The sequence below is a fragment of the Rhizobium sp. RU36D genome, assembly GCF_900176345.1.
Classification (GTDB): Bacteria; Pseudomonadota; Alphaproteobacteria; order Rhizobiales; family Rhizobiaceae; genus Allorhizobium.
This window is the reverse complement of the sequence record NZ_FWXU01000003.1, coordinates 50,352-70,152: the sequence shown is the minus strand read 5'-3', so window position 1 is coordinate 70,152 and position 19,801 is coordinate 50,352. Positions and strand designations below refer to the sequence as shown.

Sequence of the window (19,801 nt, the reverse complement as noted above, 5' to 3'; positions counted from 1 at the left end):
CCGTGCCTCCAACGGGTAGCTTCAGGGAGATCAGGTCATGGCCGTCGACCAACAAAGTCGGCGCCAAGAGCACTACGGTTTCCAGGGTCTTGGGGCGCTCATCAACCGATCAACGCCGGGACCCGCCGCCGGCCGGTCCAGGACGGCAATATAATGAGCATAGGCGTCCGGATCGACTCGGATGAGGGTATGATCCAGCAAGGCGTCCTCGGCTGCACGCCGGGCGGCATCGATCATGAAATCCGAGCGCGTCTTGCCTTGGCTTTTGGCTGCGCGATCAATCAACGCCCTGATGTCTTCACGCATACGCAAGTTGACCGCACGTTTGTGAGGTTCCGCCCTAATTTTATGCGGCATCTTCAGGCTCCTGCCGTCAACCGGTGCATACACATTGGGTATAACATGGTGAGAGCGCCCACAATATCATGCCGCCTCACACCGCCGTCACGAAACCGTCCAGCACGCGCTTCTCACCCGCCCGGTCGAAATTGATCGTCAGCTTGTTGCCCTCGACACCCATGACATTGCCGTTGCCGAACTTCATGTGGAAGACGCGGTCACCGACGGAGAATTTCGAGGGTTCCGAAGTGGTGGACTTGGCCACCAGTTCGCCCTCGATGGTTTTGGCGCGCGGGCCGGACTCGCCGTAGCCGATGCGCTCGACGGCATGGCCGGAGCGATTGCCCCAGTTGTTGCGGGTGGCCTCGGTCTTGTTTTCCTGGGCGCGCTTCCAGCCGGGCGTCGAATAGCTGTTCTGGAAGGGTTCGGCCTTGTCGAAACGCGACTGGCCATAGGGGTTACGGCCATAGCCGCCATAGGATTGCTCGGCCTCTGCAACCTCCACATGGGAGGGGGGCAGTTCGTCCAGGAAGCGCGAGGGCATGGTGGATTGCCACATGCCGTGGATGCGACGGTTGGACACGAACCAGATGTGGCAGCGGCGCTTGGCCCTGGTAATGCCGACATAGGCGAGGCGGCGCTCTTCCTCGAGGCCGGCACGTCCGCCTTCGTCGAGGGATCGCTGGTGGGGGAACAGGCCTTCCTCCCAGCCGGGCAGGAACACTGTTTCGAATTCCAGGCCCTTGGCCGAATGCAGGGTCATGATCGAGACCGCGTCCAGATCGGCGTTCTGCTCGGCATCCATGACCAGAGAGACATGCTCGAGGAAGCCGCGCATGCTCTCGAAGGCTTCCATCGAGCGGATCAGTTCCTTGAGGTTGTCAAGGCGGCCCGGAGCCTCTGCCGACTTGTCGTTCTTCCACATGTCGGTGTAGCCGGATTCTTCAAGTATCTGTTCAGCCAGCTCGATATGCGGAGTCGTTTCAAGCAGTTCGCTCCAACGGCGAAAGCTCTGAATCACGTCGAACAGCGCCTTCCGGGCTTTCGGCTTCAGCTCGTCCGTCTCGATGATATCCGCGGCGGCGGCCAGCATCGGCACGTCGCGAGCGCGGGCATAGTCGTGCAAGGCGCGGATGGTCGTATCACCAAGGCCGCGTTTCGGCGTGTTGACGATACGCTCGAAGGCGAGGTCGTCCGCCGGCTGGCAGACCAGCCGGAAATAGGCCATGGCGTCGCGAATTTCGAGCCGCTCATAGAAGCGCGGGCCGCCGATCACGCGGTAGTTCAGTCCGAGCGTCACGAAGCGATCTTCGAATTCGCGCATCTGGAACGAGGCGCGCACCAGGATCGCCATGTTGTTCAGGGGGTGCTTGTCGCGCTGGAGCTGCTCGATCTCCTCGCCGATGGCGCGGGCTTCCTCTTCCGAATCCCAGGCGGCGTGGACAATGACCTTCTCATCGTCGGGATCGACGCGATCGGTGAACAGCGTCTTGCCGAGACGGCCTTCATTATGGGCAATCAGATGGCCGGCGGCGCCGAGAATATGTTCCGTCGAGCGGTAGTTCCGTTCGAGCTTGATGACCTTGGCCCCGGGAAAATCCTTCTCGAAGCGCAGGATATTGTCCACCTCCGCGCCGCGCCAGCCATAGATCGACTGGTCGTCGTCGCCCACGCAGCAGACATTCTGCGGCACGTTCGGCGGGCGCTGTGCCAAGAGCCGCAGCCACATATATTGGGCGGTGTTGGTGTCCTGGTACTCATCGACCAGGATGTATTTGAAGCGCCCGTGATAGTCCTTCAGGATATCCGGATTGGCGCGGAACATGCGGATCGGATGCAGCAGCAGGTCGCCGAAATCGCAGGCGTTCAGCGTCTTGAGCCTGGCCTGATAGGCCGCATAGAGCTCACGGCCCTTGCCATTGGCAAAAGCGCGGGCGTCGCCTTCCGGAATCTGGGAGGGGTCCAGCCCCTTGTTCTTCCAGGTGTCGATCATGCCGGCGAACTGCTTGGCCGGCCAGCGCTTGTCGTCGATACCTTCGGCCTGGATCAGCTGTTTGATCAGGCGCACCACGTCATCGGTGTCGAGAATGGTGAAATCGGAGCGCAGGCCGACCATCTCGGCATGGCGGCGCATGATCTTGACGCCGATGGAGTGGAAGGTGCCGAGCCATGGCATGCCTTCCACCGCCCCGCCGACCAGAAGGCCGATGCGTTCCTTCATCTCGCGTGCCGCCTTGTTGGTGAAGGTGACCGCGAGGATCTGGCTGGGGAAGGCGCGTCCGGTGGCAAGAATATGGGCGATACGGGTGGTCAGCACGCGGGTTTTGCCGGTGCCGGCGCCGGCCAGCACTAGCACGGGGCCGTCTACCGTCTCCACCGCCTCCCTTTGCTCGGGATTGAGTCCGGAGAGATAATCAGGCTGGCGGTGCTGGTCGCGGGCGGCCATCGCGCGCGCTGCAATGCCAAGGCCACCGCCGGAAGCCGGCGGTGCCGGCTCCGATCGGGAGGCGGCCGGCTCCGGCCGGCGATGCGCCGTCCTGGGCTCGTCTGGCTCTTCGTCGAAGAAAGGTATGTCGTCGAATCCGTTGCTCATGCGGCTCAATGTAGTGATTCGGGTCGGAAAGACCAGAAAAGATGTTCTTGTTTCATTCTCTAATTTGATGTCTGGGCAAGGAAAATCGTCGCTTTTCCACCGATACCTCGCCATCCAGCCCAGACAGAGCGTTGGAATTGATGATCGTCAGATCTGGTCATAGGCGGCATTGGCTGCATCTCGACGGCGTCCTGTCTTTTTTGCGACGCAGCATTCGTCGTAACGCGGCGGCACGGATGACAATTTCGTAATGTTGTCGAAACGGGCTTGCCGTTTGTAAGTATGGGCGGAATATAGCCTATCTGTTGTTGTGCACCCCCAGCGGTGCAGCCCTGCCGTTCGTGGCGGGCAAGGGGGATGGCCCCCGATCCTGTGACTGGACCGGAGACTTAAATGGCGTTTTGGAAACAATTGCTGCTTGCCGTAATCCTCGTGGTTGTCGGGCTCTGTTCATGGACCTGGTTTGACCCGAGTGCGGGTGCGAAGCTCACTTCCTGGGGCGTGCCCTCGCCAATCGTTGCGGTGCTGCCGAAACCTGCAGCGCCGGCTGAGCAGGCCAATGCTTCTGCCGCTGGGCAGCAGGCTCCGAATGGCCAGCGCGCGGCTGGCCAGGGGCAGGCGGCCAATAACAAGCAGGGCGGGGCCGGCCAGGGCAATGCGCCCGGCGGTGGGCGCCGGGATGGCCAGCAGGGTCCGCTCGTGGTGGTCAAGCAGGTCGTCAACGGCGTGGTCAACGACCGCCTGAATGCCATCGGCGACGGCGAGGCCATCCAGTCCGTCGTGGTGATGCCGCAGGCGGCCGGTACGATCGAGGAAATTCTGGTATCCTCCGGCCAGCGCGTCACCAAGGGCACTGTTCTGGCACGGCTTGATGACGACGAACAGGTGATCGCCCGCGATCAGGCGCAGGTAATGCTGCGCAGCGCGCGCGAGAAGTCGGATTCCTACAAGAATCTTGCTAGCTTCTCGCGGCTTGAGGTTCTGGATGCGCAGATCGGCGTGGAAACGGCGCAGCTCGACCTGACCAATGCGGAACTCAATCTCAAGCGCCGCGCGATCGTGGCGCCGATCGACGGTATCGTCGGCATCGTCGCGGTCAATATCGGCGACAATGCCACGACATCCACGAATGTCGTCTCGATCGATAACCGCTCCGAACTGCTGGTCGATTTCTGGGCGCCTGAACGCTTCGCGACGGCAGTGCAGCCGGGAATGCCGGTCGAGGCAAGCTCAGTGGCGCGGCCCGGCCAGACATTTGCCGGTTCCGTCGAAGCCGTCGACAACCGCGTCGATCAGGCGAGCCGCACGATCCGGATCCGGGCGCGGATCCCGAACGCGGACGACACGCTGCGGGCCGGCATGTCCTTCGGCGTTTCGATGCGCTTCCCAGGCGAGACCTATCCCTCGGTCGATCCGCTGGCCATCCAGTGGGATTCCGAGGGCTCCTATGTCTGGCAGGTGGCCGACGGCAAGTCCTCCAAGACGCGAGTTCGGATCATCCAGCGCAATCCGGATTTCGTGCTGGTGGATGCCAAGCTGAGCGAAGGCGACCAGGTGGTCATCGAGGGGCTGCAGAGGGTGCGTGAAGGTGGCGCGGTGCGCGTCGCTGGTGCAACGAAGCCGGCGGAGGTCGTTACCCAATGAGCGTCGAGAACAATCACGGCGGCCCCGATGGTGGTGCCGGCAACTCTTTCACCGCTATCTTCGTCCGCCGTCCCATCCTCGCAGCCGTGTTGAACACGCTGCTGGTGGTGGCGGGCCTTGCGGCGCTGTTCGGCGTCGAGGTGCGTGAGCTTCCCGATGTCGACCAGCCCGTGCTGACGGTGCGGACGACCTATACCGGCGCCTCGGCGCAGACGATCGACCAGGAGGTGACGGAAGTCATTGAAGGCGCGGTATCGCGCATCAACGGACTCAAGTCGATGTCGTCGCAGTCGCAGTTCGGCTCGAGCCGGGTGACGCTGGAATTCAACACCAGCGCCGATCTGGCGGTGGCCGCCAACGATGTGCGCGATGCGCTTGGCCGGGTTGCCAACCAGTTGCCGGAAGATGCCGAAGAGCCCCGTATCGTAAAGGCGGATGCGGATAGTTCCGCCATCATGCGGCTCGCGATAACCTCCTCCACGCTTGGCATGGAAGACCTGACGCTGCTGGTCGAGAACGAGGTGATCGATCGCCTTGCGTCTGTCGAAGGGGTCGCCGATGTCGAACTCTATGGCGACCAGGAAAAGGTCTTCCGGATCGATGTGGATCAATCCGCCCTGGCCGCGCGCGGCCTGACGGTCGCCGACCTGTCGACGGCGCTGTCGACGGCAGCATTTGACGTGCCGGCCGGAACACTGCAGTCGTCCACCCAGGACATCGTGGTACGCGCCACCGCCAACCTGACGAAGCCCGAGGATTTCGAGAACATTCTGATCGGCGGCGACAGGGTGCGGCTGCGTGACGTTGCGACCGTGACTCTTGGCGCCGACGATGGCAGCACGTCGCTGCGGTCAAATGGCGTGCAGGGTATCGGCCTCGGCATTATCCGCCAGGCCCAGTCCAATACGCTGACCATTTCGGATGGCGTGCAAAAGGCGGTCGCGGACCTCTCCAAGACTCTGCCCGAGGGGACACGCATCATCGTTACCAGCGATGATGCCGTGTTCATCCAGGGTGCGTTGCACGAGGTCGAAATCGCCCTGTCGCTGTCGGCAATCATCGTTGTCGTCGTCATCTTCCTGTTCCTGCGGGACTGGAGGGCGACCCTTATTCCGGCGCTCACGATGCCGGTCGCGCTGATCGGCACGCTGATTGCGATCTACATGGTCGGCTTCTCCATCAACATCCTGACCTTGCTGGCGATCGTGCTGGCGACCGGTCTCGTGGTCGACGACGCCATCGTGGTGCTCGAAAACATCGTACGACGGCGCACCGAGGGCATGGGACCTCGGGCAGCCGCGGTGCTTGGCACGCAGGAGGTATTTTTTGCGGTCATGGCGACCACGGCAACGCTGGCTGCCGTCTTCATTCCCCTGTCGTTCCTGCCGGGGCAACTCGGCGGCCTGTTCCGTGAATTCGGCTTCGTGCTCGCCTTTGCGGTTGCTCTGTCATCGATCACGGCGCTGACACTGTGCCCGATGCTGGCCTCGCGGATGCTGACAAGGCCGATGACGGAAAAACACGGGATCCTCGGCGCATTCGGGGCGGGCTTTGCCAGCTTCTATGCCCGGACCCTGCGCTTCTGTCTGAACGCGCCCTTTGTGGTGATCGTCGTTGCGGTGATGTTCTCCGGTGCAGCCTATGTCGCCTTCGGTCTGGTCAAGAGCGAGATCACGCCCAAGGAAGACCGGGCGATGGTGATGATGCGGCTCTCGGCGCCGCAGGGCGTGAGCTTGAGCTACACGCAGGATCAGATCCAGAGGGTCGAGGAAAATCTCCAGCCACTGCTGGATTCGGGCGAGGTGACGAACATCTTCTCGATTTCCGGCATGGGCGGATCGACCAATAGCGGCTTCATGGTGCTGACGCTGGCGCCCTGGAGCGAAAGAGAGCGCACACAGGACGAAATCGTCGGTGACGTGAATGCCGCCGCTGCCAAGGTTCCGGCATTGCGCGGTTTTGCGATGCAGGCCAACAGCCTGCGCATCCGCGGCGCCGGCAACGGGTTGCAGATGGCGCTGATCGGCAACAACCATGCCGACCTGACCGAAGCGGCCATCAAGCTGGTGCAGCAGATGGGAAGCTCCGATCTCTTCGACACGCCGCGCCTGCAGAACGAGCCGACACAGGCCCAGGTCTCCGTGACCGTCGACCGCGAGCGCGCGTCGGACCTCGGCATCAACATCACCGGGCTTGGGACCGCCCTGCAATCGCTGCTGGAAGGACGGTCGGTCACGGATGTCTTTGTCGATGGCGAGGCCATTCCGGTCAAGCTGACATCGACCACGCGGCCGATCGACGATCCCACGGATCTCGAAAACATCTTCCTGAAGGCCGGTGACGGGCGGATCGTGCCGATCTCCACCATTGCCACGCTGCAGGAAAATGCCGTTGCCCCGCAGCTGAACCGCGAGCAGAAGATGGCTGCGGTTTCGATCTCGGCAAACCTCAAGAATGGCGTTTCGCTGGGCGAGGCTGTGGAAGCGGTCACGGAAATGGCCCAGCCTCTGCTGCCGCCCGGTTCCCGTCTGATGCCGCTGGCGGAGGCTGCAACGCTGGAGGAAAACTCCAACGGCATGCTGCTGACCTTCGGATTTGCCATCGCCATCATCTTCCTGGTGCTGGCGGCACAGTTCGAAAGTGTGCTGTCCTCAATCATCATCATGTCGACCGTGCCACTTGGCCTGGCTTGCGCCGTCTTCGCACTCGTGATCACCGGTTCCAGCCTCAACGTGTACAGCCAGATCGGCCTGGTTCTGCTGGTCGGGGTCATGGCCAAGAACGGCATCCTGATCGTCGAGTTCGCAAACCAGTTGCGCGACCGGGGAGAGGACGTGCGCGAGGCGATCGAGAAGGCATGCCGCCTGCGTCTGCGTCCCGTCATGATGACGATGATCGCCACCGTCATCGGCGGTCTGCCGCTGGTGCTGGCACAGGGCGCGGGTGCCGAGGCGCGCATTGCGCTCGGTTGGGTGATTGTCGGTGGCCTCGGGGTTGCAACCCTGGTCACGCTCTACATCACGCCCGTTGCCTATCTGCTGATTGCGCGCTTTGCCAAACCGCATGCCCATGAGGAACAGCGGTTCCATAGGGAACTCGCCCAAGCCGCGCGCCGGCCGGCCGATGAGCAGGATACGTTGCCGATCGCTGCCGAGTGAGGCTATACCTCCCGAACACGGAAGCGACAGGCGAGGACGCGATGACGATCGAAATGCAGATGGAAGAGGGCGTGGCGAAAGGTTTTCTCGCCATGCCGGAAAAAAAGCAGGGCGCCAAGCTTGCCGGCGTGATTGTCTACATGGACGCCTTCGGCCTGCGACAGGCGTTTTACGATATGGCCGCGCGCATCGTCGCCAACGGTTATGCCGTGCTGGTTCCGGACCTCTTCTACCGGTTCGGCGAATACGGTCCCTATGATGCCAAGACGGCCTTCAAGACCGAAGAGACTGCCAAGGAAATCCGCGGCATGATCGGTGGGACCACCCAAGCGATGACTGCTGCCGACACGGCGGTCTTCATTTCCACCCTGGAAAAAGCGGGCGTCGATGGTCCCATCGCCACCGTCGGCTATTGCATGGGCGGCGGACGGGCGCTCACCGCGGCGGCCACCTATCCGGATCGCATTGCCTTCGCGGCAAGCCTGCATGGCGGCAATCTTGCAAGTGATGCAACCGACAGCCCCCATCTAAAGGCAGAGGCGATCAAGGCACGGGTCTATGTCGGCACGGCTGGCGTCGACGGCTCCTTCCCGCCGGAGCAATCGACGCGCTTTGTAGAGTCGTTTCGTCGGGCCGAGGTCGATTTCACGTTGGAGAACTACATTGGCATGGCGCATGGCTGGTGTGTTCCCGACCATGCGATCTATGATGAAACCGGCGCCGAGCGGCATTGGAACCGGCTGCTCTCCCACTTCGCAGAGACGCTGGCAACGTGAGGCTGGCTGACGCCAGACCATCTGACGCTGACGAAGACGCCAGGCGTCGCACGATCATCCGTGATCGCCTGACCTTGCAGGCGGTCCCCGGCCTTGGCGGGTCGGCAGGGGAAGACTTGCTGCTCTATGCCGCTACCCCCACAAGCCGGCTCTCAGCAGTTGTGGGGGATGTCGCACCTTATTGGGCGCATTCCTGGGCGGGTGGCCTGACGCTTGCGCGTTATCTCGCCGACCATCCCCATGCTGTTGCAGGCCTTGATGTCCTCGACCTTGGCACAGGCAACGGGCTGGTCGCCCTGGCGGCCGCTCGTGCCGGCGCGAGAGAGGTGACCGGTTGCGACTGCGACCCGTGGGCGATTGCGGCGGCGCGGCTGAATGCGGAGGCGAACGGTATTGCCGTGTCTTTCCTGCAAGGCGATGTCACCGCCATGCCGCTTCCTCCAGCCGATGTGGTGCTGGTCGGTGATCTCTTCTACGACACCCGCCTCGCGCAGCGCATACTTGTCCTTATCGATGCACTGGTAAAGACGGGCACTCTGGTGCTGGTCGGCGATCCCGGGCGACGCACGTTCCCCTTGGCGCATTTCCACCGGATCGCCGCCTATACCGTTTCCGACTTTGGATCAGCGGCGGTGAATGCCGGGGTCTATGGTGTCCTGCAAGCCCCGCAGCCGATGGGGGCGCAGTAGACAAAGCGCACCGGCTATCCCATAGCTCGGAAAAAGTAGACGGCTTCAGTTGGAGACAAAGAGGAGGTAAGTGCCATGTCCATCAAGGATGTCATTGCCGGTCAGAGGAACGAGGAGGGGATCGCGGCGGTCCTCGGGATCCTCAAGCAGAGATATGGCGAGCGCTTCCAGACGGGGCTTTCCTACCGGGAGCAGCATAGCCACACCACCTCCTATCTTCCAGCGCAACTGCCCGATGGCGTGCTGTTTGCCGAGAGTTCCGACGATGTGAAAGCTGTCGTGAAACTGTGCGCCGCCCATAAAGTGCCCATGGTGCCCTTCGGTACGGGCTCCTCGCTGGAAGGCCATGTGAATGCGCCCTATGGCGGAATATCCATCGATTTCAGCCGCATGAATCGGGTTCTGGAAGTGAATGCGGAGGATCTGGACTGCACGGTTGAGCCGGGCATCACGCGCGAGGAGCTCAACGTCCATCTGCGCGATACCGGCCTGTTCTTCCCCATCGATCCCGGCGCGAATGCCTCGATCGGCGGCATGGCGTCGACGCGCGCGTCCGGTACCAATGCCGTTCGTTATGGCACGATGAAGGACAATGTGCTGGCGCTGACAGTGGTCACGGCCAATGGCGAGGAGATCCGAACCGCGCACCGGGCCAGGAAGTCATCCGCCGGATACGACCTGACACGGCTTTACGTTGGAGCCGAGGGAACGCTTGGCATTATTACCTCCGTGACGCTCAAGCTGCAGGGAATCCCCGCCAAGATTAGCGGCGGTGTCTGCGCCTTCCCCAGTCTGAAGGCCGCCTGCGATGCGGTCATCATGACGATCCAGATGGGCATTCCGGTCGCGCGGATCGAATTGCTCGACGAAATGCAGATCAAGGCCGTGAACGCCTATTCGGCGCTGACGCTGAGCGAGAGACCGACCCTGTTTGTCGAGTTCCACGGAACGGAGGAGACGGTCGCGCTGCAGGCCGAACAGTTCCGTGAGATTGCCGCGGAATTCGGTTCGGATGAGTTCCGCTATACGGCCAATGCGGAGGAGCGCAACCAGTTGTGGAAGGCGCGTCACAATGCCTATTGGGCGGGCCGGGCGCTGGCGCCTGACCTCAACGGGCTATCCACTGATGTCTGCGTGCCGATCTCGCGACTGGCGGATTGCGTATCGGAGACGCAGGCCGATGTCCGCGACAGCGGATTGCTGGCGCCGATCGTCGGACATGCAGGCGATGGCAATTTCCACGTGCTGCTGCTCTTCAATGAGAAGAACGCCGAGGATCTGGAGCGGGCCGAGGCCTTCATGGCGCGGCTGAATGCGCGGGCGCTTGCGATGGATGGGACCTGCACCGGGGAGCACGGCGTGGGGCAGGGCAAGATGGGTTATCTGGAGCAGGAACTGGGGGCCGCACTTGACGTTATGCGTCATATCAAGCGGAGCCTCGACCCCGACAACCTGTTCAATCCGGGCAAGATCTTCCGATTGTGAGTCAAAGGCTCGTGTTGGGTCGCGGCATTGTGCACTTGCGGTCTTGTCGCAACGCTGTAAAGGGTTAGTCTTGCCTGGAGCAACGAACAATTCAGTGTGTTTCGCTTATTCTGGTGCTGCATCAGTAAATTAGATCGTGCTTTGCGCTTGGAGCCGGGCGCAGGTCGATCTACTCAGAGGGAGTCGCCAAGGCGTGGTCGGACGATTTCTGGTATTTCTCGGCGGCATTGTGGTTGTGGCGTTGTTTGCGGCACTGCTGGCCCCGCTGTTTGTCGACTGGACCGATTTCCGGCGCAACTTTGAAGATCAGGCAAGCCGTATCCTCGGCAAGAAGGTGACGGTGATCGGCAGCGTCGATGCCCGGATCCTGCCATTTCCCTCCGTGACCCTGCATGACGTGACCGTGGGACGCGACGACGACGGCTCGCCGCTCGTCCATGTCGAACGGTTTTCCATGGATGCCGAGCTTGCTCCCTTCCTTTCGGGCGAAGCGCGGATTTTCGACATGCGCATCGAAGATCCGCGCGTGCGGATCCGGCTGCTGCCCGATGGCACGCTGGACTGGATGCGTGGCGGACGTCCCGAGATTCCCGCCCGTACCGTCGTTCTGGAAAAGGTTCATGTCACCGGCGGCGTTGTCGAGTTCATCGACGACCAGAGCCGCCGCACGCGACGCATCACCAATCTCAATGCCGACATGTCTGCCGGTTCGCTCGCGGGACCCTGGACCGCCAGCGGCAATGCGGTGGTCGATGGAGAAGCGGGCAGTTTTCATCTGTCCAGCCTGCAGCCCAATGAGGTGACCGGTGCGGTGCCGCTGAAGCTTCGGCTCCTGCCGGATACCCGGCCGTTCACGCTCGATCTGGATGGCGAACTCGCGATTGCCGAGGGGCGGCCGGGCTACAAGGGCAATTTCCAGGCACAGTGGACCGGAGCGATGGACGCGCCGGCGGATGGCGCCAAGAAGCCAGCGCCCTCGATTAAAGGCGGGTTCGAGCTTGCCAATGACCGGATCCGAGTTCCAGACTACCGGCTTGAGCTCGGGACGCCCGACAATCCCTATGCGGTGACGGGCGAAGCGACGCTCGATACCGGGCGGGCGCCAGAATTTCTGCTGACGGCAGAGGGACAACAGATCGATGTCAACAGGATCGACAGTGACGGGACGAACGGCAAGACCGGCCGCGACCCCGCCGTCTCCGTCCGGCAACGGCTGAACCGACTGATCAGCCTCGCAGCCGCTGTTCCTATCCCCGAGGTGCCGGGGCGTGCCAGCCTTTCCCTGCCGGCCATCGTCGCCGGCGACACTGTCATTCGCGACATCAAGCTCGATGTGAGACCGGCGGGCAATGGCTGGACCGTCGAAAACGCGGTCGCCATCCTTCCCGGGCGTACGCAGGTCGAAGCCAAGGGTTGGCTTGATCTTCAGGGAGAACCGTCGTTTTCCGGAGAGATGCTGGCCGCCTCCACGCAGCCGTCCGGCCTGTCCGCTTGGCTCTCCGGTCAGGTCGATCCTGCCATACGCCAGTTGAATTCCGCCGGCTTCTCGGCGCTGGTCAGCCTGACACCGGAATTGCAGCGCTTCGAAAAGCTGGAACTGTCCGTCGGCGCCGACCAGTTGAAGGGAAGGGTGGAGCGGCAGGCCTTTGCGAATGCCATGCCGAACCTGTCCTTCGACCTGACCGGCAACTCTCTCGACATCAACGCCATGCGGGCGCTCGCCACCCTGTTCAGCGGCGAGGACGCCAGCGACAGCCTGTTCGACCACCAGATCGCCGCGCGGCTGAAGGTCGGCAAGCTCAGCGCCTTCGGCACCGAGGCGCGCGACGTCGATACCGTCTTCAGCATCGGTGAAAGCGGTTTGTCGGTCACCAAGCTCAATATCGGCGATCTCGCCGGTGCGGCGATCAAGGTATCGGGACGTGCAGAGGGTGCGCTGCTTTCCTATAGCGGCGCCGGCGACATTTCCTTCAGTGCCTTCGATCCGGGACCCTTCATCGCCATGCTTCGCAAATCCGTCGGCGACCACCCGGTGTTGCAGCGCATGGAGCAGAATGCGGGCTGGTATACCAATACCGCCCTCAACGGCCGTATCCAGTTTGGCGAAGAGCAGGGCGGAGGCTTGAGCGGCAGTATCAAGGGCACCAGCAATGGTAGCCGTGTGGACGCAACCTTCCGCCAGGATGACCTGGTGGATCTGATGGGCACCAGCGCCGCCAGGCTTGAGCTTGCGGTCGACAATCCCACGCCGTCCATCCTCTTGGGGCAGGCAGGGCTTTCGCCGCTGCCGTTTGATGGTGACGGGGCGGGGCGCCTCATACTGACCCTGGATCGCCTTGGTGGTATGGACGAAAGCGGCGGTATCGCGGGGCGTGGCCAGCTGAGTTTCGCCACCGGCATGACCACCCTCACGGCCGAAGGCGACATCAAGCTCGACGCGACCGAGTTCCTGCAGGGCGCGGGCAAGGTGACGGTCGATAGCGCCGACATCGAACCCTATCTGCTGATGAACGGCATCGTGCTTCCGCAGCAGGGGTCAGGCCTTTCGGTCAAGGCGGCCGCCGATGTCTCCGCCGATGCGCAGACCGTGACGGTGGCAAATCTTGCTGCGACCGCTGCCGGCAACGCCATTTCAGGTGAGATCAAACTGGACCGCGCCTCCGGCCTGACCAAGGGGAACGGGGCGATCGCATTGGATGATGTCGATCTGGCATGGCTTGCCGAGCTTGTTCTTGGTCCGTTGACCGATCCTGCGACCGGCGAGCTATCGGCCACGGAATTGCCCACCGTTGTTCCGGCAAACTCCGATTTCCATGTCGATCTGACCGCCCGGCGCTTTCACGGTGGCTCGCTGGGCACGGTTGCGGATCTGACAGGAACGCTCAACGTCAAGGATGGCGCCGTTGCTCTTGAAGATGCCAAGGGCAAATGGCGGGATGGAACCGTCAGCGGACGGCTCTCACTTGTGAATGCCGAGGGAAGCGGCCTGCTGCAGGGACGGCTGTCGGTCGCAAACGGGGACATCGCAACCCTCTATCCCTCCGCCGAGACTGCCGTGGCAACCGGCCGCTTCGATCTCATCTCGACGATCGAAGGATCAGGAAAGACGGTCCGAGAGGTGCTGGGCGCGGTGAATGGCTCCGGGGAACTGCGGCTCAACGGTCTCGGCGTGAACACTCTCGACCTGGATCTGTTTGGACCGTTGCTGGCGGAAGCCGATCGCCTGCAACAGGAGATCACCCCGGAGAATGTCGAGCCGATGCTGGCAGGCTTGATCGGTGGCAGGCGAACCGAACTCGGGAATGTCGTGGTCCCCTTCAACATCTCCGCCGGCGTGGCTCGCGCGCAAAACATCGTGGCCGGTAACGCGGGTGCGCGAACCTCGACGGATGTCAGGCTGTCGCTCGCTAGCGGTGAGGTCGATGCAGCCGTGACGGTTGACCTGGCGGCTGGAGAAGAGGCCCTTGCGGGTGCCGATCCGAGCTTCCGCATGTTGTTCAAGGGCGATGTGACATCGCCGCAGCGCAGCTTTGACATTGCGGAACTGACCAATTTCCTCTCGTTGCGGGCTTTTGAGCGAGAGCGTCGCCGGGTTGAGACGCTGCAGGCCAATGTGCTGGAGAAACAGCGGCTGCGGCGTGAAGTGGCGCTTTACCGGTTTGAAGAGCGTCAACGGCAGGCGGCGCGCGAGAAGGCGGAGGCCGAAGCGCAGGCCCGGCTGGCCGAGGAGGCGCGGCTGGAGGCCGAGCGCGCGGCGCGGGCGGCAGAAGAGGCGGCCCAGGCTGCAGAACGCGCCAAGGTCGATGAGGCGCAGCGGTTGAAGGACGAGGCGGCCGCCAAGGCGGCGGCGGAAGCAGAGGCAAAACAGCGCGCCGCCGATGAAGCGGCCAAGCGGCTTGCGGACGAAGAGGCGGCGCGGCGCGCCGCACCTACGCTTCCGGCAGCTGGGGCGGCAGGTACAGTCGTACCCGATGCGGCCGAAAACGCCTTGCCACCGGAACCCGCGACGACGCAAAGCGTGCCCAACCCACCTGTACCTGTCCCGCCGCGGGAGAAGGTGACGCGCGGCGGTGCATTGCCGCCTGTGCCGCTGACATTCGAGGGCTTGCCGGGGGTGAGGTGAAGGGAGCGCCCTTTGAGGGATCGAGTGATCCAAGTTGGGTTTGCAGCATGATGACGAGCCGTCAGCAGCGATCCAGCGCTAGATCGAATTGACCGCGGACATGGCGTACATCAGGCGCATCCCGACGGCGATTGCCAGACCGACGAGGCATAGAAGCAGTGGGCCCGCGAAGGCTGCCACAGTGCGGATCGTTATCCGGGGCTGCGACTGATAGCTTGACTGGTAGGGTAAAGTGGACATGAATTTCACTCCTGCTCAGGGCGTGCTGAAAGCCACATGCGGGAGGCTGCTTGTCTCTGTGCGTTCCCGCCGGCCTGGCGCCTGCACGGTGAAATATGGCGACATCGAAATAAGAATTCGATTTGGCGGTGGAGCCACGACCGTAAGGATTTTATAAAAGCGCTGTCTTTTTCGAGCTGCGCCGCGTTATCTGCCGCCAAGGATGGCGCTGCCCGATCATCTCGGGCAGGGTGGTTTAACGGCCGTGCGGGCGCCCTTAAACGATGGTGTAGCGGTCGCCGAATGGCGTTTCCTCGTCAAAGTTCTTGGTGCCGATGCTTTCGCTCTCGCCGGACAGAAGCTTGGTCGCGGTTTGTTCATCGCTGGCAGGCTTGCTTGCCGGTTTCGCCTGCTGCTCCTGGCTTTGCTGCAGTTCGAGTGCGGTAATCTGTGCCTTCAGATCGGCAATTGATTCCTGGATCTCGCTCTTGCTCTCTTCGTCCTTGGCTTCGAACAGTTCTATCTGTTTGGCCGATAGCTGGCTCTGGAGGGCCGCGATCTGCGACTTTGCCGAGCCTGTCGAAGAGGAGGAAAGGGTGGAAACGGCCTGTGACGTGGACGTGCCTGAAATTGCGGTAACCATGATGGTTTCTCGTCAGAAAAGGGTTGCGGGAATGAAATGCGGAAATACGAGGGGCCGATGCCCGGCGCCATGGCCGTGGCAGAGCCGATACAAAATATGAACTATGCATTCAGGCGTAGTAGGGTATGGTGAATGTTTGGTTAATTCCGTGGCCTTTGCAGCCTGATATTAACGTTTTCCGCCCGCCAATTTTGCGGATTCCGGGCGGTGGCGCAGGCGAAGCATCGCAAGCGTGCCAATCAGCGGGCCGGGTGCGAGGAACAGGAAGCACCACTGCCAGCCACCAAGCCATTCCGCGAGGCGGGGCATCAGCCAGATGGCGACCACCGTCAAAGCGAAACCGATGGCCATCTGCAGGGAGAGCGCGGTGCCAACATAGCGGCTATCGGCGATTTCGGTCGCGGCGGCCGAAAACTGAGCGCTGTCGCCGACGATCGATATACCCCAGATGATGACGATGGTCCCGAGCAGCCAGAGCGGTCCATCAAAGGCAAAACCGATGACCAGGGCGCAAAGGCAGGAGACGGTCATCATGCCCACCGTCGTCGCGGTGCGACCATAGCGGTCCGAGAGCAACCCGCCGGCGATGCAGCCCACGGCGCCGGCGGCGATGGCGGCAAAGGTCAGTGCGGAGCCTGCTGATGGTGACAGTGGCTGGCCGACAGGGCTCATGGCGAGATAGGTCAGGAGCCAGGCCCACATGGCGTAGAGCTCCCACATGTGGCCGAAATAGCCCAAGTTGACCAGCAGGAGGTTCCTGTCGCGGATGACGGAGCCAATCTGGCCGAGCCGGAACACCGCGCGAGAGAAGGGGTAAGGCCCCTCACGCACGAACAGAAGAAAGATCAGCGCGCCGATGCCGGTAGCGAGGCTCGCACCGGCAACCACCAGGCGCCAGTCCAGCCCACCGGTCGCCGCGCGCATCAGATGCGGCAGCGAGGATCCTGTGGTGAGCGCGGCAATGACGGCGCCGAGTGCCAGACCGCGACCTCTCATGAACCAGGTGGCGGTCAGCTTCATCGCCGGTGGATAGACGCCGGCGAGGGCCATGCCGGTGGCGATGCGGCAGAGAATGGCGATGCCCGGTGAGGGCTCCAGCAGCAGCGCCGCATTGGCAAGTGCTGCCAGGAAGGCGGACACCGCCATCAGCCGGTTCAGCCTGACGATATCGGGCAGGTTGACGAAGCTCGACAGCAGCGCCCCGCTGACGAAGCCGATCTGCACGCCATTGGTCATCCATGCGGTATCGGAAGGAGAGAGCGACCAGAGACGGACCAGCTCTGGCGTGACCGAGGTCGCGGAGAACCAGCCGGTCATGGATGCCACCACCGCCAGACACAGCAGCGACAAGGTGGTGGTTGCTCCAGCCGCCACGCCTTGAGGACTTGCGCTCACGATCGCTTCTCCAGACCTATAGCGTGTCGCGATCTTTCAGATGCGCTTTCCACGCTTCATTCCTTGTTTTTCAGCTCGTCGTGACCGCAAAACCGCTGCACACTTTTGCGCGCCATGCTCTAGCCGTTTCCAAGCTTGTGAAATGCCCTGTTAAAATAGGCAAGGCCGGACCGGGTTTCGCCCTTCTCGATATGGCGAATGCGGCAGAAAAATACCGAATGGCTGCCGATTTCCTCCGTGGCGTCGATATCGCAATCGAGGGAGGCCGTGGCGCCTGACAGCGCGGGGCTCTGTTGCAAGTCCTGCCGCCAGGACGCGCGGGCGAAGCGCTCGTCCATGCTCAGCGTGGCGTCGGCGAAGCTCCGGGCCAACGGTTCCTGCTCCGCAGCGAGGATGTTGACGCAAAGGCGCCCGTTGGCGCGAATCACGCTGTTGTTGCGGCTTGATCGGTTGAGGCAGACCAGCAGGGTGGGTGGGTCATCGCTAACGCTGCAGACGGCCGTTGCCGTGCAGCCCGCCCGTCCGGCCGAACCGTCCGTGGTGATGATGCTGACGCCGGCGCAGAGCTGCGCCATGGCATCGCGAAACTCCACCTTGTCGGCTGAAGCGGTGATGGCTGGCTCCGCCGGCTTGATATGGGGCTGATCCATCACACGTGCAAACCCAGGTTCCGGCTCCTGGCGGCGATGTGTCTATCCGGCAGGCGCGGCGCGCCGAACAGCTTTTGCCGCAGCGGTCCCTCGTCGTAACCGGTTTTGTAAAGGCCGCGCTCCTGCAGGCGGGGCACGATGTGTTCGATGATGTCATCGAAGCATTCGGGGACCACGGTGCGTGACAGGTTGAATCCATCCACCCCGGTCTCATCAACCCATTCCACCAGTTTGTCGGCAATCGCATCGGCGGCGCCGATCATTGGTGGCTGGCGGCTGCCCAGTACCATCTGCTCCAAGAGCTTCCGCTTGGTCCACTGGGGTCCCGTTGCACGGTCCATCGCCTTGATGTTGGAGGTGATGGCCTGGCTCTTGCCGGTCTCCACCGGTTCGTCCAGATCGAATTTCGAGAAGTCGATGCCCATGGACGCGGCGGCGTGGACCAAGGCTGCCTCCGAGCTGACATAGCGCCTGTAGTCCTCGAACTTGTCGCGGGCTTCCTGATCCGTGCGGCCGGTGACGATGGTGGCGCCGAGGAAGACCTTGATGTCATCGGCCTGCCTGCCGCCGGCAACGGCACGGGCGCGGATATCGGACACGATCTCGGTCACGCCTTCCTTTTTCTGGCCGTTGACGAATACGCATTCCGCATGGGTCGCGGCAAAGGCGCGACCGCGCGGCGATGAGCCGGCCTGGTAGAGAACCGGCGTGCGCTGCGGCGACGGCTCGCAGAGATGCACCGAATCCATACGGTATTGCTTGCCCTGATGGACGACGCGGTGGACTTTCGCGGGGTCGGCATAGAGATGGTTGGCCCGGTCGCGCAAAACGGCACCGTCTTCCCAACTGCCCTCCCAGAGCTTGTAGACCACGTCCATGTATTCGTCGGCGAGATCGTAGCGGTCGTCATGGGCCATCTGGCCGTCGAGGCCAATGGCGCGGGCGGCGCTGTCGAGATAGCCCGTCACGATATTCCAGCCGATCCGGCCGCCCGTCAGGTGGTCGAGCGTCGACATACGGCGGGCAAACAGGAAGGGCTGTTCATAGGTCAGGTTTGCGGTGACGCCGAAGGCGAGGTGCTTCGTGACCGCCGCCATGGCGGGGACGAGCATCAAGGGGTCGTTGACCGGCACCTGGACGGCGCCGCGCACCGCTGCATCGTAGCTGCCGCCGAGGACATCATAGATGCCGACCACGTCGGCCAGGAAGATTCCGTCGAACAGGCCGGCCTCCAGCCGCCGGGCATAGTCGGTCCAATAGGACAGGCTGGCATAGTCACTGGACCGGTCACGCGGATGAGCCCAGAGGCCCTGCTGGATATGACCGACGCAATTCATGTCGAAGGCATTGAAACGGATTTGGCGCGGCACTGGATTTTGTTCCCGTTCGGTGGCTTGATATCAGGCGTTCGCTGACATTGGCTGCAACGTTCGTCGCCTATGATGTTCTTTCGTCCACTATAGAAGACTAAGACTTGAAAAAAGACAAGCCGGGCGAGAGCCCTGATATCGATTTACCTGCCGTCGGAGACACTGACGACACGGCGGCGGCCATCGCCCGGAGGGTCAGGCTGGAACGGGAAAACCGGCGATGGTCGCTCGCGGAGTTGGCGGAGCGCTCCGGCGTGTCCAAGGCGATGATCAGCAAGGTGGAGCGCTGCGAGGCAAGCCCGACGGCCACCGTGCTCGGACGCCTGTCGGGCGCCTTTGGCCTGCCGCTATCGGTGCTTCTGGCCCTGGCGGAACGGGCGGAGGAGCGCCTGCTCAGGCGCGACCGCCAACCCGTCTGGTGCGATCCGGATACGGGTTATGTCCGGCGGGCGGTGTCGCCGCAGAATGGCGGGCATCTGGAATTGCTGGAGGTAACCTTGCCGGCGGGCGTGCGCGTTCCCTATCCGGCGTCCGCTTTTGCGTTCCAGCACCAGCAGATCTGGGTGCTCAGCGGGCGGCTCGATTTCACCGAGGGCGGGCGGGCGCAGGTGTTGGAGCAGGGGGACTGTCTTCAGCTCGGGGCGCCCTCCGATTGTGTCTTCTACAATCCGGGGCCGGAGCCTGTGCAGTATGTGGTGGCGCTGACGCGCCGTTGAC

General features: G+C 62.7%; 14 protein-coding genes. 7 read left to right on the top strand and 7 right to left on the bottom strand.

Annotation, left to right across the window (positions count from 1 at the left end):
• Nucleotides 1-72 precede the first annotated feature (72 nt).
• Both B9A97_RS04915 and B9A97_RS04910 read right to left on the bottom strand, forming a co-directional pair.
• Nucleotides 73-357, bottom strand: a complete 285-nt coding sequence (locus B9A97_RS04915; RefSeq protein WP_084363920.1) for a type II toxin-antitoxin system TacA family antitoxin — start codon at nucleotides 355-357, stop codon at nucleotides 73-75.
• Between the two features lie 76 nt (nucleotides 358-433).
• Nucleotides 434-2,932: an ATP-dependent helicase gene (locus tag B9A97_RS04910; protein WP_084363919.1), complete on the bottom strand. Its 2,499-nt coding sequence runs from the start codon at nucleotides 2,930-2,932 to the stop codon at nucleotides 434-436.
• Between the two features lie 393 nt (nucleotides 2,933-3,325).
• On the opposite strand from B9A97_RS04910, the gene B9A97_RS04905 reads away from it, so the two are divergent.
• The 6 genes from B9A97_RS04905 (at nucleotide 3,326) to B9A97_RS04880 (ending at nucleotide 14,807) form a co-directional block, all read left to right on the top strand.
• A complete protein-coding gene (locus B9A97_RS04905; protein ID WP_084363918.1) occupies nucleotides 3,326-4,576 on the top strand; it encodes an efflux RND transporter periplasmic adaptor subunit in 1,251 nt (416 codons plus the stop codon).
• Nucleotides 4,573-7,734: an efflux RND transporter permease subunit gene (locus B9A97_RS04900; RefSeq protein WP_084363917.1), complete on the top strand. Its 3,162-nt coding sequence runs from the start codon at nucleotides 4,573-4,575 to the stop codon at nucleotides 7,732-7,734. The genes B9A97_RS04905 and B9A97_RS04900 overlap by 4 nt, the downstream gene beginning before the upstream one ends.
• A gap of 41 nt (nucleotides 7,735-7,775) precedes the next feature.
• Nucleotides 7,776-8,510 carry a dienelactone hydrolase family protein gene (locus B9A97_RS04895; RefSeq protein WP_084363916.1) on the top strand — a complete coding sequence of 245 codons (735 nt, stop codon included), beginning with the start codon at nucleotides 7,776-7,778 and terminating at the stop codon, nucleotides 8,508-8,510.
• Nucleotides 8,507-9,199, top strand: coding sequence for a class I SAM-dependent methyltransferase (locus tag B9A97_RS04890; protein WP_179145222.1), 693 nt, complete (start codon nucleotides 8,507-8,509; stop codon nucleotides 9,197-9,199). Before B9A97_RS04895 ends, B9A97_RS04890 begins: the two co-directional genes overlap by 4 nt.
• Nucleotides 9,200-9,274: 75 nt before the next feature.
• A complete protein-coding gene (locus B9A97_RS04885) occupies nucleotides 9,275-10,684 on the top strand; it encodes an FAD-binding oxidoreductase (protein ID WP_084363914.1) in 1,410 nt (469 codons plus the stop codon).
• Nucleotides 10,685-10,877: 193 nt separating this feature from the next.
• Complete coding sequence (locus B9A97_RS04880) at nucleotides 10,878-14,807, top strand: AsmA family protein (RefSeq protein ID WP_084363913.1); 3,930 nt, start codon at nucleotides 10,878-10,880, stop codon at nucleotides 14,805-14,807.
• Nucleotides 14,808-14,885: 78 nt separating this feature from the next.
• On the opposite strand, the gene B9A97_RS29710 is transcribed toward B9A97_RS04880, so the two are convergent.
• The 5 genes from B9A97_RS29710 to B9A97_RS04860 all read right to left on the bottom strand — a co-directional run bounded on the left by B9A97_RS29710 (nucleotide 14,886) and on the right by B9A97_RS04860 (nucleotide 19,084).
• Nucleotides 14,886-15,047 carry a hypothetical protein gene (locus tag B9A97_RS29710; protein WP_179145221.1) on the bottom strand — a complete coding sequence of 54 codons (162 nt, stop codon included), beginning with the start codon at nucleotides 15,045-15,047 and terminating at the stop codon, nucleotides 14,886-14,888.
• A 256-nt stretch (nucleotides 15,048-15,303) separates the two neighbouring features.
• A complete protein-coding gene (locus B9A97_RS04875; protein ID WP_084363912.1) occupies nucleotides 15,304-15,669 on the bottom strand; it encodes a hypothetical protein in 366 nt (121 codons plus the stop codon).
• A gap of 168 nt (nucleotides 15,670-15,837) precedes the next feature.
• A complete protein-coding gene (locus tag B9A97_RS04870) occupies nucleotides 15,838-17,064 on the bottom strand; it encodes an MFS transporter (protein ID WP_244564131.1) in 1,227 nt (408 codons plus the stop codon).
• 119 nt (nucleotides 17,065-17,183) lie between these two features.
• Nucleotides 17,184-17,714 carry a flavin reductase gene (locus tag B9A97_RS04865; protein WP_084363910.1) on the bottom strand — a complete coding sequence of 177 codons (531 nt, stop codon included), beginning with the start codon at nucleotides 17,712-17,714 and terminating at the stop codon, nucleotides 17,184-17,186.
• Nucleotides 17,714-19,084 carry an LLM class flavin-dependent oxidoreductase gene (locus B9A97_RS04860; RefSeq protein ID WP_084363909.1) on the bottom strand — a complete coding sequence of 457 codons (1,371 nt, stop codon included), beginning with the start codon at nucleotides 19,082-19,084 and terminating at the stop codon, nucleotides 17,714-17,716. The genes B9A97_RS04865 and B9A97_RS04860 overlap by 1 nt, the downstream gene beginning before the upstream one ends.
• A 137-nt stretch (nucleotides 19,085-19,221) precedes the next feature.
• Between B9A97_RS04860 and B9A97_RS04855 the strand changes: the two genes are divergently transcribed.
• Complete coding sequence (locus B9A97_RS04855) at nucleotides 19,222-19,800, top strand: helix-turn-helix domain-containing protein (RefSeq protein ID WP_084364146.1); 579 nt, start codon at nucleotides 19,222-19,224, stop codon at nucleotides 19,798-19,800.
• Nucleotide 19,801: the final 1 nt, after the last annotated feature.